The sequence below is a fragment of the Streptomyces sp. NPDC001750 genome (assembly GCF_042892615.1).
GTDB lineage: Bacteria > Actinomycetota > Actinomycetes > Streptomycetales > Streptomycetaceae > Streptomyces.
On the sequence record NZ_JBIAUE010000029.1, the window covers coordinates 1 to 21,038 of the forward strand.

The following is a 21,038-nucleotide window of genomic DNA, read 5'->3' on the forward strand; positions in this document are numbered from 1 at the left end:
AGGAGGGCGGATGGGAGTCTGGATTTCCTGGGGCGGATCGATCAGCAGGTGAAGGTCCGGGGGTATCGGATCGAGCTGGGGGAGATCGAGGCGGCCCTGTCGGCCCACCCGGGGGTCCGGGACGCGGTCGTCGTCGCACGCGAGGACACCCCCGGCGACAAACAACTGGTGGCGTACTGCGTCGCCGCCCCGGGCACCGACCTGCCCACCGGCGTGGAACTCGCCACCCACTGCGGCGAGACCCTGCCCCCCTACATGGTGCCCGCGGCCTTCGTCGCCCTGGGCGCCGTCCCGCTCACCGCGAACGGCAAGCTGGACCGGCGGGCCCTGCCCGCTCCCGGGCACGACGCCTTCGCCCGCTCCGCCTACGTCGCCCCCCGCACCCCGACCGAGGAACGGATCGCCGCCGTCTGGCGGGACGTCCTCGGCGTGGACCCGGTCGGCGTCCACGACGGCTTCTTCGACCTCGGCGGCGACTCCATCCGCGCCGTCACTCTCGTCGGCGCCCTGCGCGAGGAGCGCCTCGACATCTCGGTCGGCGACGTCTTCGCCCGTCGCACCGTCGCCGCGCTCGCCGAACTCCTCGCCGGACGCGCCGGACTGACCGAGGACGACGACGCACTCGTCGCCCCGTTCGTGCTGATCTCCGACGAGGACCGGGCCCGGCTGCCCGAGGGCCTCGCCGACGCCTACCCGATGTCGCAGGTGCAGACCGGCATGGTCGTGGAGCTGCTGGGCGGCGGCGACGCCTACCGCAGCTTCATCTCCTACCGGATCTCCGACCGGCACCCGTTCTCGCCCGATGCACTGCGCACGGCGGCCCGGATCGTCGTCGGCCGCCACGAGATGCTGCGCACCTCCTTCGACCTGCACTCCTACGGCGTGCCCATGCAGCTCGTGCACGCCGACGCGGACGTGCCGGTCACCGTCCACCGCGTACCCACCACCGCCAACGGGCCCGACGGCGCGCCCGGCGCGGAACTGATGGCGCTGCTGCGCGCCGAACGCGACGCCGACTTCGACCTCGCCGGCGCACCACTGCTCCGCGTCACCGCCTACACCGGCGAGGCCCCGGACGACGACGGCTGGTGGCTGTCGATCGCCCGGCCGCATGCCATCACCGAGGGCTGGAGCCACAACTGGCTGCTGTCCGAACTCATCGGCACCTACCGCCGGCTGCGCGACGGCCTGGAGCCCGAACCCTACGATGCCCCCGTCGTCCGCTACGCCGACTACATCGCGGCCGAACTGGCCTCGCTCGGCTCCGCCGACGACGCGGACTACTGGCGCGCCGTCGTCGCCACCCACTCGCCCTTCACCCTGCCCGACGGCTGGGACCGCGAGGAGGGCCCCGGGGAGAGCTACGACCTGAGGGTGCCCCTCGACGACCTGGAGGACTCCCTGCGGGCCCTCGCCACGCGGCTGCGGGTCTCCGTCAAGAGCGTCCTGCTCGCCGCGCACGTCAAGGTCCTCGGGCAGCTGACCGAGGCGCCCGCCTTCCACACCGGCCTCGTCGTCGACGCCCGCCCCGAGATCCGCGGCGCCGAACGGGTCTACGGCATGCACCTCAACACCGTGCCCTTCCCCGCCGACCGCTCCGCCCGCACCTGGCGCGAGCTGATCACCCAGGTCTTCGACCGCGAGGCCGACCTGTGGCCGCACCGCCGCTACCCCTTCCCCGCCATGCAGCGCGACTGGCACGGCGGCCGGCTCGTCACCGTCGCCTTCAACTACGTCGACCTGCCCCGCGACGAGCGTGCCGACGGCGACGACGCCCGCGCCGACGCCCGGTTCGGGGTCTCGCAGACCGAGTTCGACATCACCCTGCACTGCCGCGGCGACCGGCTGAACCTGACCACCCGCACCGATGTGCTCGGCCGGGCCGACGGCGAACGGCTCGCCGCCATGTACCGGGCCGTCCTGGAGGCCATGGCCTCCGACGCCGACGGGGACGCCCGCCTCACCCGGCTCCCCGACGGCGAACGACGGCTGCTGCTCGACGAGCTGACCGCCACCGCCGAAGATCCCGCCGACCTCCGCGTCCCGGAGGAGTTCCAGCGCCTCGCCGCACGGACACCGGACGCCGTCGCCGTCGTCGACGACACCACCACGATCACGTACGGGGAACTCAACGCCCGCGCCAACCGGCTCGCCCACCGGCTCCGTGAACTCGGCGTGGGCCCCGAGACCCTGGTCGGCATCTGCCTGGAACGCTCGCCCGAACTGGTCCTCTCCGTCCTCGCCGTCCTCAAGGCGGGCGGCGCCTACCTGCCGCTCGACCCCGAGGCCCCCGCCGAGCGCCTCGGCTTCATGGCCGACGACGCCGCCGCGCGCTACCTCCTCACCCGGCGCGACCTGGTGGAGGCCGTGTCCCGTACCGGCGAGACCACCACCGTCCTGCTGGACGACGAGACGGCATGGGCCCACCTCCCCGCCGACGACCCCGAGCCCACCGCCGAGCAGGACAACCTCGCGTACGTCATCTACACCTCCGGCTCGACCGGCCGCCCCAAGGGCGCGATGGTCCGCCGCGACGGCATGGGCAACCACCTCCTCGCCAAGATCGAGGACCTGGGGCTCGCCCCTGGCGACAGCCTCGTCCTCAACGCCCCGCCCGCCTTCGACATCTCGGTGTGGCAGATGCTGGCCGCCCTCGTCACCGGCGGCCGGGTCCGTGTCGTCGACGGCGGGGCCGCGCTCGACCCCGAGCAGCTCTTCGGCCGTGTCTCAGACGAACGGATCTCCGTCCTGGAGGTCGTACCGTCCCTCCTGCGCACCGCACTGGACTTCTGGGACACCGGTGCGCCCGCTCCCGAACTGCCGTACCTGCGACGGCTCGTGGTCACCGGCGAGGTACTGCCCCCGGAGCTGTGCACCCGCTGGCTCGCCCGCCACCCGCACGTCCCGCTCGTCAACGCCTACGGCCCCACCGAGTGCTCGGACGACGTCACCCACGCCGTCCTCGCCGGACCGGAGGCCGGACGGGGCCGCGTACCGATCGGCGAGCCCGTCCGCAACACCCGGCTCTACGTCCTCGACGCCGCGCTCCACCCCGTGCCCGTCGGCGTCCCGGGCGAGCTGTACGTCGGCGGCGCGGGCGTCGGGCGCGGCTACCTCGGCCGGCCGGGGCTGACCGCCGAGCGGTTCGTCCCCGACCCCTACGGACCGCCCGGCGCCCGGCTCTACCGCACCGGCGACCTGGCCGTCTGGCGCCCCGACCGCAGCCTGGACTTCCTCGGCCGCGTCGACGACCAGGTGAAGGTGCGCGGCCACCGCGTCGAACTCGGCGAGATCGAGGCCGCGTTCGCCGCCCACCCCGCCGTGCGCCAGGCGGTCGTGGTCGTCCGCGAGGAGCGCCTCGTCGCCTACCACACCGTCCTGGAGGGGCACACCGTCACCCCGGAGGACCTGCGCGAACTGCTCGCCCGGAGCCTGCCCGAGTACATGGTGCCCGCCGCGTTCGTCCGGCTGGACGGCATCCCGCTGACCCCCAACGGCAAGGTCGACAAGCGGGCCCTGCCCGCACCCGGCAACGACGCCTTCGTCCGCGGCACGTACCTGGCCCCGCGCACCGACCAGGAGCGGCGGATCGCCGAGGTCTGGCGGCAGGCGCTCGACGTCGACCGCGTCGGCGTCCGCGACGGCTTCTTCGACCTGGGCGGCGACTCCATCCGCGCCGTCGCCCTGGTCGGCGCCCTGCGCGCGGAAGGCGTCGACATCGCCGTACGGGACGTCCTGGAGGCCCGCACGGTCGAGCGGCTCTGCGAACTCCTCGCCGGCCGGGACGCGCTGACCTCCGCCGACCGTGCCCTCACCGCACCGTTCGCGCTGATCTCCGAGGAGGACCGGGCCGAACTCCCGGCCGACGTCGTGGACGCCTACCCGCTCGGCCGGACCCAGCTCGGCATGCTCATCGAGATGATCGACAGCGACCGGAACCCGTACCACATCATCAACACCTTCCGCGTCGCCGACGACAAGCCGCTGGACCCCGACGCGCTGCGGGCGGCGGCCGCCGTCCTGGCCGACCGGCACGAGGTGCTGCGCACCTCCTGCCACCTCACCGGCTACTCCGTGCCGATGCAACTGGTGCACGCCACCGCCGAGATACCCGTCCGCGTCCACGACGTGCGCGGGCTCGACGAGGAGGCACTCACCGCCGCCCGCTTCGCGCTCATGCGGGAGCAGCGGGCCGAGACCTTCGACGTCGAGCGGGCACCGCTGTTCCGGATCCTCGCCCACGACGAGGGCGACAACGCCTGGTGGGTGACCTTCACCCAGTCCCACGCCATCACCGAGGGCTGGAGCTACCACCAGCTCCTGGTGGAACTGCTCGACTGCTACCGGGCGCTGCGGGACGGGACCGAACCCGAACCCTACGACCGGCCCGCGATCCGCTTCGCCGACTCGATCGCCGCCGAGCTGGACTCCCTCGCGTCCGCCGACGACCGGGCGTACTGGCGGCGGATCACCTCCGAGCACGCTCCCGTGACCCTGCCCGCCGAATGGGCCGGCGAGACCGACGAACTCCTCTATCACGAGGTGCCGTTCGACGACCTCGCCGACCGGCTCGGGGAACTGGCCGCCGCCGCCCGGGTGTCCCTGAAGAGCGTCCTGCTCGCCGCGCACATGAAGGTGCTGGGCCAGATCACCGGCGAGCCCGCCTACCACGCCGGACTCGTCGTCGACACCCGCCCCGAGGCCGTCGGCGCCGACCGGGTGCTGGGCATGTACCTCAACACCCTGCCCTTCGCCGTCGACCGCTCCGCCCGCACCTGGCGCGAGCTGGTCACCCAGGTCTTCGACCGCGAGGTCGAACTGTGGGCGCACCGCCGCCACCCGATGCCCGCCGTGCAGCACGAATGGGGCGGCGGACGACTCATCAACGTCTACTTCAACTACATCGACTTCCACCAGGTCGACACCGACCGGGTCGCCGACGGGACGCGCATGACCAGCGCGACCAACGAGTTCGACCTCACCGTCTTCAACCGCGGCCACCGGCTCTACGTCAACACCCGCGACGACGTCATGACCCGGGCCCACGCCGAACGCCTCGCGGGCATGTACCGCGCCGTGCTGGAGGCCATGGCGGCCGACCCCGACGGCGACGCGCGCGGCGTGCACCTCCCCGCGGGCGAGAGCGCGCGCCTCCTCGACCAGGCCACCGCGGCGGCCGGAGCCACGGCCGGTGACCGCGCCGCCGTCCGGGACTGCGTCCACGAGCTGTTCCGTCGGCAGGCCGCCAGGACCCCGGACGCCGTCGCCGTCGTCGCCGGGGACACCTCGCTCACGTACGCGGAGCTGGACGCGCGCGCCAACCGGCTGGCCCACCGGCTGCGCGCGCTGGGCGCCGGACCCGAGCGGCTCGTCGGCGTCTGCCTGCCGCGCGGCGCCGACCTCGTCCCCACCCTGCTGGGCGTCCTCAAGTCGGGTGCCGCCTACCTGCCGCTCGACCCCGCGAACCCGGCCGACCGACTCCGCCACGTCCTGACCGACGCCGGGGCCGCGGTGCTGGTCGCCGACTCCGGCACGCTCCCGCTGCTCGGCGACGCCCACGACGGCCCGCTCGTCGTCCTGGACCGGGACCGCGCCGCCCTGGCGGCCGAACCCGCGACCGAGCCCGAGCCGCTGTCCGTCCCCGACAACACGGTCTACGTCATCTACACCTCCGGGTCCACCGGCCGCCCCAAGGGCGTCACCCTCACCCACACCAACGTCGTCCGCCTCATGGCCACCGCCCAGGAGCACTACGCCTTCGACGAGGCCGACGTGTGGTCGATGTCCCACTCCTACGCCTTCGACGTCTCCGTGTTCGAGATGTGGGGCGCCCTGCTCCACGGTGGCACGCTCGTCGTCGTCCCAGGCGACACCACCCGCTCGCCCGACGACTTCCTCGACCTGCTCGTCGAGCACGAGGTCACGGTCCTCAGCCAGACACCCTCCGCGTTCCGCTCCCTGGTGGCCGCGGCCGCCGACGGCGACCCGCGCGTGCGGCGACTGTCCCTGCGCGCCGTGATCTTCGCAGGGGAGAAGCTGGAGATCGGCGAACTGCGGCCGTGGACCGAGCGCCTCGGCCTCGGCCGGGTCGCCCTGGTGAACATGTACGGCATCACCGAGACCACCGTGCACACCACCTACCACCGCATCACCCGGCGCGACCTGGAACCGCGCGCCGGAAACCCGGTCGGCCGACCGCTCAGCGACCTCACCGTCCACCTCCTCGACCCGCACGGGAACCTCGTCCCCGAAGGGGTTCCCGGCGAGATCCACGTCGGCGGCCCCGGCGTCGCCCGCGGCTACCTGGGCCGGCCGGACCTGACCGCCGAGCGGTTCGTCCCCGACCCGTTCGGCCCGCCCGGTGCCCGCCTGTACAGGTCCGGGGACCTGGCCCGCCGCAGGCCCGACGGCAGCCTCGACTTCATCGGCCGCGCCGACCACCAGGTCAAGATCCGCGGCTACCGCATCGAACTCGGCGAGATCGAGGCCGCGCTCGCCGCCCACCCCGGCGTACGGGACGCGATCGTCGTCGCCCGTGAGGACACCCCCGGCGACAAGCGCCTCGTCGGCTACCTCGTGCCGTCCGGCGACACCGCCCCCGAACCCGGCGAACTGCGCGAGCTGCTCGGCCGCACCCTGCCCGACTACATGGTCCCGGCCGCCTACCAGGTCATCGACCACGTCCCGCTCACCCCCAACGGCAAGCTCGACCGGCGGGCCCTGCCCGCGCCCGGCCGCACCGCCTACGCCCGGCCCCCCTACGAGGCGCCCCGCACCCCCGCCGAGGAACGGGTCGCCGCCGTCTGGCGCGACGCGCTCGGGGTGGAACGGGTCGGTGTCCGGGACGGCTTCTTCGACCTGGGCGGCGACTCCGTCAAGGCTGTCGCCGTCGCCGGCGCGATGCGCCCGGCCGGGGTCGACGTCACGGCCCGCGAGGTGCTGGAGCACCAGACCGTCGCCGCCCTGTGCGAACTGGCGGACGGACGGACCGGCACCACCCCGCGGACCACCGCCGTCGCGCCGTTCGCCCTGCTCGGCGACGCGGACCGGGCCCTGCTCCCCGCGGACCTGGCCGACGCCTACCCGCTCACCCGCACCCAGACCGGCATGCTCGTCGAGATGCTCGCCGCCGACGGCCCGCACGCCTACCACCGGGTGTCGTCGATGCGCGTCGGCCCCGAGGAACCCTTCTCCCGCGAACCGTTCCGGCGGGCCCTGGCCGAGCTGATCCGCCGCCACGAGGCGCTGCGCACCTCGGTGGACACCCGCACATGCTCCGTCCCCGTCCAGTGCGTGCACCCCACGGCCGAGGTGCCGCTGCGGGTCGTCGACCTCACCGGCGCCGACGAGGACGAGCGCGACCGGACCGTACGGGAACTGATCGACACCGAGAGCCGCACCCTTCTCCCGCACGACACCGCCCCGCTGCTGCGCCTGGTGGTGCACCGGTTCGCCGGCGGCGGCTGGCAGCTCACCGTCACCCAGTCCCACCTGATCGTCGACGGCTGGACGTTCGCGATGTTCCGCGGTGAACTGCTGGAGCTCTACCGCGCGTTCCGCGACGGCCGGGCCCTTTCGCCGTACGAGGCGCCGAGCGTGCGGTTCGCCGACACCGTCGCGGCCGAACTGCAGGCCCTGGGGTCCGACGAGGACCGCGCGTACTGGCAGGGCGTCGTCGAACGGCACGCCCGCTTCACCCTGCCCGACGGCTGGGGCGACGACCCGTCCACCCCGCGCCGCACCCACCGGGTCACCGTGCCCCTGGAGACGCTGCGGCCGGGACTGCGGGAACTCGCCTCCGCCGCCGGGGCACCGCTCAAGAGCGTGCTGCTCGCCGCCCACCTCACCGTGCTCGGCCGGCTCACCCCCGAGCGGTACTTCCACTCCGGCCTGGTCACCCACTGCCGGCCGGAGGCCCCGGGTGCCGAACGGGTCTACGGCACCCATCTCAACACTCTGCCGTTCCCCGCCGCTCCCGCCGCACCCACCTGGCGCGGACTGGTGCGCCAGGTCTTCGCACGCGAACTGGAGACGTGGCCGCACCGCAACTACCCGATGCCCGCGATCCAGCAGGAGTTCGCGAACGGCTCCCGGCTCCTCGACGTCTACTTCAGCTACGAGGACTTCGACACCCCGGGCGGCGGACCCGCCGCCCTGCGCGGCGCGCCCGCCGCGGGGTTCAGCCACGACGAGTTCCCCTTCACCGTCACCGCGCACGACACCGATCTCGTCCTGGACCTCGACGGCCACGCCGTGGGCCGGGCCGGCGGCGAACGTCTCGCCGCGCTGTACCGGGCGGTGCTGGAGGCGATGGCGGCCGACCCGGACGGCGACACCCGGGCCGCCCTGCTGCCCGGCGGCGAGCTGGAGCGGCTGCTCGCCGAAGGGACGGGCGAGAGCGGCGCAGAACCCGGGTGGACCCCGCCGGACCGGTTCGGGCGCTGGGTGGCCCGCACCCCGGACGCGCCCGCGGTGATCGTGGACGGCGCCCCCGTCTCGTACGCCGCGCTGGACGACCGGGCGAACCGGATCGCACACCGGCTGCGCGCGGCCGGCGTCGGCGAGGGAGCGCTGGTGGGCCTGCTGCTGGGCCGGGGCGTCGACCTCGTCGCCGCCCTGCTCGGCAGCTGGAAGGCAGGCGCCGCGTACCTGCCGCTGGACCCGTCCCTGCCGGCCGACCGCCTGACGTACATGCTGGCCGACTCGGGGGCGGCGGCCGTCGTCACCGACTCGACGGCGAAGGACGGAAGCTGGGAGTTCGAGGGTCCGCGTATCAGGCCCGACGAGGCGCACGAGGGGACCGCGGCGACGCGGACGGCCGCGCCCGCCCGGACCACGGACCGCGACGCGCTCGCGTACGTGATCTACACCTCCGGCTCCACCGGCCGCCCCAAGGGCGTGCAGATCACGCACGGCGGACTGGCGAACTTCCTGGCGTACGGCCTGACGCAGTACCTGGCGGACGGCGACCGCGGTTCCGCGCTGTTCTCCTCGCCCGCCTTCGACATGTCCGTCTCCAGCATGCTGACCCCGCTGATGGGCGGAGCACCGGTCCACATCTTCCCGCACGGCCGGGACCTGGACGAACTGGGCGCCTGGCTGGACCGCCACGGCCCGTTCGACTTCATGGAGCTCACCCCCGGCCACCTCGACGTGATCCACGGCCGGGCGGGCGAGGACGCGGCGCCCGTGGCACGCACCCTGGTGGTCGGCGGCGAGACGGTCACCCCGCGCGCCGTGCGGCAGGCGCGGGCGCTGACCGGCGGAGGAAGGGTCCTCAACTCCTACGGGCCGACCGAGGCCACCGTCGTCACCCACGAGTTCCCGGTGGACACGGAGGCCGAGGCCGACCCCGTACCGATCGGACGGCCACTGCCCCGGGTGACCGGCCACGTCCTCGACGCGCTGATGCGGCCCGTTCCGCACGGTGTCGTCGGAGAGCTGTACATCGGCGGGGCGGGCGTCGCCCGCGGCTATCTGGGCAGGCCCGCCCTGACCGCCGAGCGGTTCGTGCCCGACCCGTACGGCGCCCCCGGGGCGCGTCTGTACCGGACCGGTGATCTGACCCGGGTACGCGAGGACGGGAACGTCGAGTTCCTCGGGCGGGGCGACGGGCAGGTCAAGGTCCGCGGCCATCGCGTCGAACTCGGCGAGATCGAGGCCGCGTTGACCGCGCTGCCGGGTGTCTTCGACGCCCGCGCGGTGCTGTGGCGGGGCGCCGGCGGGGAGGCGCGGCTGGTCGCCCACCTGGTGGGCGACGCCGTGCCGGACCCGGCCGCGCTGCGCGACGCCCTGGCGCCGACGCTGCCCGCCTACATGATCCCGTCCGCCTTCACGACCCTGGAGTCCCTGCCGCTCGACGCCAACGGCAAGCTGGACCGGCGCAGGCTGCCGGATCCGGACGACGCCGACCTCGCCCGGCAGGAGTACGAGGCCCCGGCCACCGCCACCGAGCAGTGGCTCGCCGGGGTGTGGGCGGACGCGCTGGGCATCGGCCGGGTCGGCCGCACGGACCGCTTCCTCGCCCTCGGCGGCCACTCGGTCCTGGCCTTCCGGGTCATCGCCGAGGCCCGTCGGGCGAGGCTGCCGCTCTCGCTTCTCATGCTCTACCGCGACGACAGCGTGGCGGCGGTGGCCGCCGCGATCGACGAGGCGGTCGCACAGCGGTCCGCGGAGCCTCCGCGGACGTCGCGACCGCCGCGGTCCGGGGCGTCGGAGAGGCTCTCGGCCGCGAACGTTCCCGGCGCGAGTCTGGCGGTCGTCGCGGACGGCGAACTGGTCGCCGTCGAGCACCACGGTGTCCGCACGGCGGGCGGGGACGAACCCGTCACCGGCGACACGCTGTTCCAGGTCGGCTCGCTCAGCAAGCTGATCACCGCGATCGGCGCCGTACGCCTCGCGGAGCAGGGCGCGGTGGACCTCGACGAGGACGTCGCCCGCCGACTGCGGCGGTGGAGCCCACCGGACGGCACGGTGATCTCGCTGCGGCAGCTGCTCGGCCACCTGGCCGGTCTCGCGCCCACTCCGAGCGAGGGGCAGCCGCACGGCGCGCCACTGGCGGACCTGCCCGGCCTGCTGCACGGCAGGCACCCGGACCTCCACCCGGCGGTCCGCGCCGAACTGGCCCCCGGCACGGTCTTCCGCAAGGCCAACGTCCACTTCTCGGTGGTCCAGCAGGTGCTGGAGGACGCCACCGGAGAACCTTTCGACGCCCTGATGCGACGGCTCGTCCTCGACCCGTTCGGCATGTCCGCGAGCAGCTTCGACCAGTCCTTCCCCGAACGCTCCGGCCGCCCGGCCGCGTCGGGACACGACGAGAACGGCCGGCCGGTGCCCGGCGGCTGGCGCCTGTGGCCCGACACGGCCGCCGCCGGTCTCTGGACGACGGCGACCGACGTCGCGAAGGCGCTGCTGGAGATCCGTCGCGCCCACCTGGGCAGGCCACTGGCCCTGCTGGAGCGGGACAGCGCACGGCAACTGCTGACACCGCAGCACCCGCACAGCGGTTACGGCCTCGGCACGGTCGTCGACGACCTCGGTGACGACGTCCAGTTCGGCCACGGCGGCGCGGGCGGCGGCTACCACGCCCTGGCCATGTGCCGCGCGGGGGCGGGCACCGGCTTCGTGGTCCTCACCAACGGGGACGCGGGCGGGGACGTGGCCCGGCGCTGCGTCGCGCTGCTGGAGCCCGGCCGGTTCGCGGGCCGGACCGCGTGAGCGCCGTGAGCGGGCCCGACGTCGCGTCGGGCCCGCCCCGGGCCACCCCGCCGCTGCGCCGGAACCGCGACTTCCTGCTGCTGTGGCTGGGCGCGGGGGTCTCCGTGCTCGGCGACCGGGCCGCCACCGTCGCCTTCCCGCTGCTCATGGTCTGGTACGGCGGCTCGACCACCGAGGCCGGGCTGGTGGGCTTCGCCGGACTGCTGCCCATGCTGCTGGTCCAACTGCCGGCCGGGGTCGTCGTGGACCGTCTCGACCGCCGCCGCACGATGATCGTCTGCGACCTCGCCGGACTGCTGGCGATGGCCAGCGTCGCGGTGGCCCTGGCCCAGGGCAGGCTGTGGCTGCCGCACATGCTGACCGTGGCGTTCGTCGAGGGGACCGCCGCGATCTTCTACCGGCTCTCCGAACGGGCGGCGGTCCGCAACGTCGTCGACGAGAGCCACCTGTCCGCGGCGCTCGCCCAGAACGAGGCGAGGGCCCGGGCGGCTTCCCTGCTCGGCCAGCCGCTGGGCAGCTCGCTGTACGGCGTGGCCCGGTGGTCCCCGTTCCTCTTCGCCGCCGCGAGCCATCTGATCGCCCTGGTCGGGCTGTTGATGATCCGCAAGGAGTTCCAGGCCGAGCGCCCCCGGGACACGCCGTGGCGGCTGCGGGCGGAGATCGCCGAGGGCTTCGGCTGGCTGTGGGGACAGCGCTTCCTGCGCGCCGCGATCTCCTTGGTGGCGGTCACCAACATCCTCTTCCAGGCGCTCTCGCTGGCCCTCGTCCTCATCATCAAGCAGAACGGCGGATCACCCGCCACCGTCGGCGTCATCGGGCTGGTGTCCGGCATCGGCGGCATCGCGGGGGCCCTCACCGGCTCGCGGTTCGTCCGGCGGCTGAACCCCGGCACCGTGATGATCACGATCTTCGCGGTCTGGGCGGCGCTCATGCCGCTCGTCGCCCTGACCTCCCATGTGCTCCTGCTCGCCGCGTTGTTCGCGGGCACCTCCTTCGCCGGGGCGATCCTCAACGTGATGGCGGGCGTCTACCAGGTGAGCGTCACCCCGGACGGCATGCAGGGCAGGGTCGGCGCCGTCGCCGGACTGCTCAGCTCCGGGGCCGGCTCCCTGGGCGCCCTGGCGGGCGGCTTCGCGCTCAGCGCCGTCGGGTCGACCAGGACGGTGCTCGCGGTCGCCGCCGTCATGCTCGCGACCGTCGTGGCCGCGGCCCTCATCCCCGCGGTACGGGGCGCACGCCGCCCGGACGCACCGCAAGACACCCCCGGCCCGTCGGGGACGCCCGGCTCCGACCCGTCCCAGCAGCCGGGATAACCGCCCTATAGCCGCAGTATGGGCCGGCTCAGCACGATCGCGCTGCGGCCCGAGCACTGCCCGCCGACCCCTGGGAGAGCTGATGAACCACGCGCCGGACCCGTCCGCCGCAGCGCCGCTCCACGAACTCGTCGCGCGCCGGGCCGCCTCGGCCGCCGACGCCCCCGCCGTCGTGGTGGGGGAGCGGACACTGACGTACGGAGAACTGGACCGCGACGCCAACCGGTTGGCCCACCTCCTGCTGCGCACGGGGGCCGGACCCGACGCGCCGGTCGGCGTCCTGCTGCGCCGCGGCACCCGCCTCGCCGTCGCCCTGCTGGCCGTCTGGAAGGCGGGCGCCGCCTACGTACCGCTCGACCCCGGCCACCCCCCGGCCCGTACCGCCGCCCTGCTGGCGGACACGGGCGCCACCGTGGTGGTGACCGGACCGGACCCGGCCGAGGCAACCGGCGGAGCCACAGGGACTGAAGGGACTGAAGGGACTCAAGAGGCCGATGGGGCCGGCGGAGGCGGCCGGGGTGCCGGATTCCACGTGCCCGGCGTCCGCGTGGTGCGCCTCGACGCCGACCGCACCGTGCTCGACGGCCTGCCGGACTACGCCCCGGCGGTCCGCGTGACCGGCGACCACCCCGCGTACGTGCTCCACACCTCCGGTTCCACGGGCCGCCCCAAGGGCGTCGTGGTCGGCCACGCGGGCCTCGCCAACCAGGTCGGCTGGCGGGTGCGCACCCATGGGATCGGCGCCGGGGACCGGGTCCTGCACAAGACACCGCTGACGTTCGACGCCGCAGGCTGGGAGATCTTCGCCCCGCTGATCGGCGGCGGCACGGTCGTGATGGCCCCGGACGGTGCCGAACGCGACCCCGCGCTGCTGGTGCGGACGGTCGACGAGCAACGGGTCACCGTCCTCCAGGTCGTCCCCTCGGTGCTGCGCATGCTGGTCGACGAACCCGGCCGGCTCGACCGCACCGCCCTGCGCCTGCTCTCCTCGGGCGGCGAACAGCTCCACGCGGAACTCGTCCAGCGGTTCCTGGACCGGGTCGAGGACGGCGAGGCCGAGGTCGAGGTGTGGAACACCTACGGCCCCACCGAGTGCTCCAACGAGGTCACCGGCCACCGGTTCGACCCGGTCCAGTCCACCGGTCCGGTGCCCATCGGCAGGCCCCTGCCCGGCATCCGCGTCCTCGTCGTTGGACCCGACGGACACCCCGTGGAACCCGGCGAACGCGGCGAACTGTACGTCGGTGGCATCGGCCTCGCCCACGGCTACCTCGGCCGCCCCGGACTCACCGCCGAACGCTTCGTACCCGACCCGGACGGGCCCGCGGGCGCCCGGCTGTACCGGACCGGCGACCTCGTACGGCAGCGGGCCGACGGCGGTCTCGAATACCTCGGCCGCACCGACCACCAGGTCAAGGTCAACGGCGTGCGGATCGAACCCGGGGAGGTGGAGGCGGCCCTCGCCGGCCACCCGGCCCTCCTGGAGTCGGCCGTCGCCCCCTTCACCGCACCCGGCGGCACCCGGCTCGCGGCGTACCTCCGCCACCGGCCCGACGCCTGCGCACCCACGCCCGACGAACTGCGCGCCTTCCTCGCCGGACGGCTGCCGGAGACCCATCTGCCCGCCGCGTACCTCACGGTCGCGGACTTCCCGAGGACGTCCAGCGGCAAGCTGGACCGGTCGGCCCTGCCCGCGCCCGACACGAGCGGGAACCCGGCCGCCGCTCCCACGACGGAGACCGAGCGACTCGTCGCCGACGTCTGGCGCGAGCTGTTCGGGACCGACGACATCGGCGTGCACGACGACTTCTTCCGACTCGGCGGCTCCTCGCTCCAGCTCACCCGGCTCGCCAACCGGCTGCGCGCCGCGACCGGCAGGACCGTCGAACTGTCCCGACTGCTCCGCGCGACCACCGTCGCCGCCCAGGCCCGTCTGATCACCGAGGGCGCCGCCGACGGCACCGACCCGGCCGAGGCACCCCCGGTCCGTCCCGTGCCGCGCGGCGGACCGCTGCCGCTCTCGCTCGGCCAACGCAGGCTCTGGCTGCTGGAACGGATCGAACCGCACGGCCGCGAATGGGTGACCGGCCTCTTCCTACGGGTCCCCGCGACCGACGACGAGGCCCTGGTGCGGCGCGCCCTGGACGAACTCCGGGCCCGGCACGAGGCGTTGCGCACCCGGTTCGTGGCCGACGGCGGCCAAGGCGGCGAACCCGTCCAGATCATCGACCCGCCCGCACCCATGGAGCTGCGCACCGCGACGGCACCGCGGACGGCGGTCGGCGCCGTCGTCGAGGCGGACGCCGAGCGGGGCTTCGACCTCGAACGGGGGCCGGTCGTCCGCGCGCTCCTCATCACCGAGCCGGACGACGCACCGTCCTCCGGGACCTGGTCGGCACCGGGCGGCTCCGAGCCGCCCCGCTCGCCGGACGCCCCCGACCGAAGGCTCGTCCTGCTGATGCACCACATCGTCGGCGACGGCTGGTCGGCGACCGTCCTGCGCGAGGACTTCCACCGGATCCTCGACGCCCTGCGCGCCGGCCACCGGCCCGAACTGCCCGAACTCCCCGTGCAGTACGCCGACTACGCCGTCTGGCAGCGCAACCGTCTCAGCGACGACCTCGTGGCGCGCGAACTCGCCCACTGGAGGGCCGTGCTCGACGGGGCCGCGCCCCTCGCCCTGCGCACCGACCGGCCCCGCCCGCCGGCCCGCGACGCGCGCGGCGCGCTCGTCCCGTTCACCGTGCCCGCCCCCGTCGCGGACGCGCTGGGCGAAGTGGGGCGGCGTGGCGGCGCGACCCCGTTCATGGTGCTGCTGACGGCCTTCGCGACCCTGCTGGCGCGGTACACCGCCCAATGGGACGTGGTGATCGGGACACCGGTCGCCGGCCGCGAACGCCCCGAGATCGAGAACGTCGTCGGATTCTTCCTCAACAGCCTCGTGCTGCGCTGTCCCCTGGACGGCTCCCTCGCCTTCGAGCAGGCGCTCGACCGCGTCCGGGACGTCTGCAAGGAGGCGTTCGGCCACCAGGAGCTGCCCTTCGAGGAACTGGTCGCCGAACTCGCCCCCGAACGCGACCTCTCGCGCACCCCGCTCTACCAGGTGGCGTTCGACTACCACGACGAGCGACTCACCGGCTCGGCGGCGGACGCCGCCGATCTCGACGCCGTGACCGCCGTGTCGTCCGTCGCCAAGACCGACCTCACGCTCTACATGCGCAAACAGGCGGACGGCACGGTCGTCGGTGCGCTGGAGTACGCCACGTCCCTCTTCGAGCACTCCACGGTCGAACGGCTCGCGGGCCACTTCCAGCGGCTGCTCGCGTCCGTCGCGACCGACCCGCTCGGCCGCCTCGACACCCTGGACATGCTGCCCGTCGAGGAGCGCGACGCCCTCGCGCGCCGGAACCGCACACCCGCTCCCGAGGTGACCGCATCCGTCCCGGAGCTGTTCGCACGGCGGGCCGCGGCCGTGCCGCACGCCACCGCCCTGGTCGCGGGCGACGCCACCCGTACCTTCGCCGAACTCGACGCGCACGCGGGGCGGCTGGCCCGGCGGCTGCGCGCCCTCGGCACCGGTCCCGAGTGCGTGGTCGGGGTCCTGCTCGACCGCGATCTCGACCTCCCGGCCGCGCTTCTCGCCGTGTGGCGGGCCGGCGGCGCCTACCTGCCGCTGGACCCGTCCTTCCCGCCCGACCGCATCGGGCGGGTGCTGGCGGACGCCGGTGCGGACGTCCTCGTCACCCGGGCGTCGCACCGCGAACGGATCGCCCCGGTCTTCACCGGACGGTTCGTGGTCACGGACGAGGAGCCGCCCGTGTACCCGGACCCGGACCCGGAGTCGGAACCGGCTCCCGCGCCGGACCTGGACGGGCTGGCCTACGTCATCTACACCTCCGGTTCGACCGGCCGCCCCAAAGGCGTACAGATCACCCACCGGGGCCTTTCCAACCATGTCCGCTGGGCGGTCGAGGAACTCGCTTCCCGGGGCACCGGCGGCGGCGCGGTGTTCTCCTCGGTCGCCTTCGACCTGGTCGTGCCGAACCTGTGGGCGCCGTTGCTCGCCGGCCGGCCGATGCGGCTGCTGCCGCAGGACCTGGATCTGGCCGCGCTCGGCGAACTCCTCGTGGCGGGGGCCCCGTACTCCTTCCTCAAACTGACGCCCGGTCATCTGGAGATCCTCGCGAGCCGGCTCACGCCCGAGCGGACGGCCGGACTCGCCGAACTCGTCGTGGTGGCGGGAGAGGCCCTGCCGGTGCGGCAGGCCGACCGGTGGGCCCGGGCCCTGGGCCCCGGACGGCTGATCAACGAGTACGGGCCCACCGAGGCGTCCGTCGGCACCACCGTCCACCCCGTGACGGCCCCGGTCACCGGCGAATCGGTGCCCATCGGACGGCCGTTGCCCGGCGTCACGGTCCATGTCCTCGACGACCGGATGCGCCCCGTGCCCGTGGGCGTCGTCGGCGAGCTGTACGTCGGCGGCACCGGTGTCGCACGCGGTTACGGGGGCCGCCCCGACCTCACCGCCGAGTGCTTCGTACCCGATCCGTACGGCCCCGCGGGCGCCCGGCTCTACCGCACCGGCGACCTCGTGCGGCTGCTGCCCGGCGGGGACGTCGACTTCGTCGGCAGGCGCGACGGGCAGGTGAAGATCCGCGGCCACCGCGTGGAGACCGGTGAGATCAAGAGCGTGCTCGACGACCATCCGGCCGTGCGGGACTCGGTCGTGATCACCGTGGACGACGCCTCCGGCCGCGCGAGCCTGGCCGCCTACTGGGTGCCGGTGCCCGGAGCCGGGGACCCCGGCGAGCTGAGGGAGACGCTCGTCGCGCACTGCGCCGCGCGGCTGCCCGACCACATGGTCCCGTCGGCGCTCGCACCGATCGCCTCCGTCCCGCTGAACGCCAACGGCAAGCTGGACCGAGCCGCCCTGCCGCACCCGGACCGCGAGGCCCCGGACGACGCGGTCGCCCCGCGCGGCGTCGTCGAGGAACGCATCGCGGAGATCTTCGAGGACCTCCTCGGCGGTCCGGCCGGCGCCCACAGCCACTTCTTCCGGGAAGGCGGCAACTCGATCCTCGCCATCCGGCTCATCGCCGAGATCCAGCAGACCTTCGACATCGACTTCCCGACCCGGGCCGTCTTCGAAGGAAGCACCGTGGCCGAACTGGCGCAGGTGGTCGAGGCGGAGGTGCGTGCCGAGATCGACCGGATGTCGCAGGAAGACCTGGAGACCTGGCATCGCGCAGAAAGCGAAGAGGGATGACCGAAGACGACTACGTATCCGCGCTCGTGAAATTCATCGGGGAGGAATTCCTCCACGGCGAGGCCCGGGCGGAACTGAACGACACGACGCCGCTCATGGAATCGGGAGTCCTCGACTCGCTGCGGGTCGCTCTCCTGCTGACCCATATCCGCGACGAAATGGCTCTGTACGTGTCGCCCGCGAAGATCGACGCGCATCACTTCAAGGACATCCGGACCATCGCCGGAATGCTTCACGAACTGTCGCAGGAATCCGATGAACAGGGGGAGAAGGCATGAAGGCGGACTTCGATGTGGCCGTCGTCGGCGGCGGCCCGGCCGGTTCCACCATGGCCTCCTACCTCGCTCGGGCCGGGCTTTCCGTGGTCGTGTTCGAGAGCGAGACCTTTCCCCGCCCGCACGTCGGGGAATCGCTCGTACCGGCGACCACGCCCGTCCTGCACGAGATAGGCGCCCTGGAGAAGATCGACGAGGCGGACTTCCCGAAGAAGTACGGTGCCTCGTGGACCTCCGCCGAGTCCCGCGACATTCCGAGGATGGGCTACAGCGGCCTCAGCCACGGCTGGACCGCCGACATCGCGTTCGTCGAGCGCAACCAGCCGGGCGTCGACCGCGACTACACCTTCCACGTGGACCGCGGCCGGTTCGACGCCATCCTGCTGCGTCACGCCGACGAGCAGGGCGCCACCGTCTTCAACGGGGCCAGGGTTCTCAGGACGGACTTCGCCGACCCCGAACTCGTGCGGCTCACCGTGCGCCTGGCGTCGAAGGAGGTGGACTTCACCGCGCGCATGGTCGTCGACGCCTCCGGCCGCCAGACCCTGCTCGGACGCCAGCTCAAGGTGAAGGTGGCCGACCCGGTCTTCGACCAGTACGCCGTCCACACCTGGTTCGAGGGCCTGGACCGGGACGCGATCGCCGGCCACGCCTCCCAGCGCGACCACATCTTCGTCCACTTCCTGCCCATCAAGGACACCTGGCTGTGGCAGATCCCGATCACCGACACCATCACCAGCCTCGGTGTGGTGACCCAGAAGAAGCGCTTCGCCGCCGCGGCCACCGACCGTGAGGGATTCTTCTGGGACTTAGTCTCCAGCCGGCCCGAACTCCACGACGCCCTCAAGAACGCCAAGCGGATCCGGGAGTTCAAGGCGGAGGGCGACTACAGCTACGCCATGCGGCAGATATGCGGTGACCGCTTCGTCCTCATCGGCGACGCGGCCCGGTTCGTCGACCCGATCTTCTCCAGCGGCGTCAGCGTCGCCCTCAACAGCGCCCGTATCGCCGCCCAGGACATCATCGCCGCGCACGAGGCGGGCGACTACACCAGGAAGCGGTTCGAGACCTACGAGACCAAGCTGCGGCGCGCGGTGCGGTACTGGTACGAGTTCATCTCCATCTACTACCGCCTGAACGTCCTGTTCACCGCCTTCGTCCAGGATCCGCGCTACCGCATCGACGTACTGAAGATGCTCCAGGGCGACGTGTACGACGGCGAGGAGCCCAAGGCACTGGCCGCCATGCGCGAGATCGTCGCCGAGGTCGAGAACAACCCGGACCATCTGTGGCACCCCTACCTGGGCACACTGCGGGCCCCCACCTCGGCCCCCTCGTTCTGACGCACCGGACGCACCTCCACCGCATTCCGCCCGGTGCCACGGCGCCGGGCGGAATGCCGTACCCACGACCGGGAGAGCCGGGCCGTCGACCACCCACGGGGGCGAGACCCATGCAGAGAATCCACTTCACCGCGTCCGACCTGGCCCGCACCCGGCTGTGCGGCACCCTCGGCCCCCTCGCCGAGGGGGCCCTCGCGCTCGGCGCGCTGGCCGCCCCGGGCCACGCCGGCTACGCCCGCTGGCGCGCGGAGGCACACCACAGACTCCTCCGAAGAGCCCCGTCCTGGCCGTCCCCCGGCCGGCTGCCGCGCGGCATCGCGAACCCCGACGACGTGCTGCGCCTGCTGGAACGGGGCTCCCCGGACGACCGCGGGACACCGGCCGGAGCCTCCCGCGCCGAACTGTCCCGGCTCGCCCTGGACGTGTGGCGGGCGGTGGTCGCCCCGGACTGGGAACGCATCGGGGAACGGCTCGACGCCGAGTGCGAGGCGCGCGGCCGGATCGCCATGGGCGGCGGGATGGAGCGACTGCTCGCCACCCTCCACCCGCGGATCGTGTGGAGCGGGGCCGTCCTGGAGATCCCGGACGGCCCCGACCGCGATCTCCACCTCGACGGGCGCGGTCTGCTGCTGTGCCCGACCGTCTTCCTGCCGGGCCACCCCGGCAGGGTCGTCGAACGGGAGCGGGGCACCGGCATGGCGGCGCTGGTCTTCGCCGTCCCCGCCACCGGCACCCGGGCCGCCACCCCGTGGGGGCGGCCCGACAACCACGGCCGGGCGCTGAGCGCCCTGGTCGGCCAGACCCGGGCGGCCGCGCTGCGCGCCCTGACCGCCACCTGCACCACCGGCCAGCTCGCCGCGCGCCTCGGGGTCTCCTCCGCCGCGGCCAGCCAGCACACCGCCGTCCTGCGCCGGTCGGGCCTCATCACCACCCATCGCGTGCGCAACAGTGTGCTGCACACCGTGACACCGCTCGGCATGGCGCTCCTCGGTGGCCGGCTGCGCGACGGCGCCACGGCGGTCAGCCCCGGTCCGGCGGACCCTCCGGCCACGCGCGGAACCCCCGCAGCCCGTACAGCAGCGGGACCCGATCGCCTCGCCGGGTGACCCGGCGGACCACCCCGTACACCGGCACGTGGTCGCCCACCGGCCGGGCCGACAGCACCGCGCAGTCCGCGACGGTGTGCGCGTCGTCGGCCAGATGAGGCCCCGCCGCCTGCGTGTCCGCCGTGCAGACCACTTTCCCGAACCGGTCGGGATCGCCGGAGGCGAACAGCTCCGCCGTCCTCCGGGCGCCCGCGTGCAGCAGGTTCACCGCGAAGGAACCCGAGCCGAGCACCGCGTCCAGCGTCGGGCTCCCGGTCCGCAGACACACCAGCAGCACCGGCGGTTCCAGCGACACCCCGCACAGCGACGAGCAGGTCATGCCCCACCGTTCCCCGTCGGGGCCCGTCGCGGTGACGACGGCGACACCCGTGGGGAAACCGCTCATCAGCGTCCGGAACTCCTCGCCGGACGCCGGGACCGGCGTCCGGACGGCCGACGGAATGACTGATTCCCTCATCACGTTCCGCTTTCTGTCGGTACGGACACCTGCGGGAGGCCCGCCGTGGTGGACCCGCGCG

Annotated in this window: 7 protein-coding genes; 6 read left to right on the forward strand and 1 reads right to left on the reverse strand. The window is 73.8% G+C overall.

Going from position 1 to position 21,038, the window contains the following annotated elements; all coding sequences use genetic code 11:
* Window positions 1-18 precede the first annotated feature (18 nt).
* From ACFYY6_RS31785 to ACFYY6_RS31810, 6 genes are all read left to right on the forward strand, one after another.
* The gene (locus tag ACFYY6_RS31785; protein WP_389196896.1) at window positions 19-11,217 is read left to right on the forward strand and encodes an amino acid adenylation domain-containing protein; all 11,199 of its coding nucleotides are present in this window, start codon (window positions 19-21) and stop codon (window positions 11,215-11,217) included.
* Between the two features lie 5 nt (window positions 11,218-11,222).
* Window positions 11,223-12,530, forward strand: coding sequence for an MFS transporter (locus tag ACFYY6_RS31790; RefSeq protein ID WP_389196850.1), 1,308 nt, complete (start codon window positions 11,223-11,225; stop codon window positions 12,528-12,530).
* 82 nt (window positions 12,531-12,612) lie between these two features.
* Window positions 12,613-17,796 (forward strand): amino acid adenylation domain-containing protein, encoded by a 5,184-nt coding sequence (locus ACFYY6_RS31795; protein ID WP_389196852.1) that lies wholly within the window; start codon window positions 12,613-12,615, stop codon window positions 17,794-17,796.
* Window positions 17,793-18,074: an acyl carrier protein gene (locus tag ACFYY6_RS31800; RefSeq protein WP_351522274.1), complete on the forward strand. Its 282-nt coding sequence runs from the start codon at window positions 17,793-17,795 to the stop codon at window positions 18,072-18,074. Before ACFYY6_RS31795 ends, ACFYY6_RS31800 begins: the two co-directional genes overlap by 4 nt.
* Window positions 18,071-19,414, forward strand: a complete 1,344-nt coding sequence (locus ACFYY6_RS31805) for an NAD(P)/FAD-dependent oxidoreductase (RefSeq protein ID WP_389196854.1) — start codon at window positions 18,071-18,073, stop codon at window positions 19,412-19,414. The genes ACFYY6_RS31800 and ACFYY6_RS31805 overlap by 4 nt, the downstream gene beginning before the upstream one ends.
* A gap of 110 nt (window positions 19,415-19,524) precedes the next feature.
* Window positions 19,525-20,520: an ArsR/SmtB family transcription factor gene (locus ACFYY6_RS31810; RefSeq protein ID WP_389196856.1), complete on the forward strand. Its 996-nt coding sequence runs from the start codon at window positions 19,525-19,527 to the stop codon at window positions 20,518-20,520.
* Here ACFYY6_RS31810 and ACFYY6_RS31815 read toward each other — a convergent pair.
* On the reverse strand, window positions 20,435-20,977 hold the full coding sequence (locus tag ACFYY6_RS31815) for a flavin reductase family protein (RefSeq protein ID WP_386609364.1): 543 nt from the start codon (window positions 20,975-20,977) through the stop codon (window positions 20,435-20,437). The two genes, ACFYY6_RS31810 and ACFYY6_RS31815, sit on opposite strands and share 86 nt — an antisense overlap.
* Window positions 20,978-21,038: the final 61 nt, after the last annotated feature.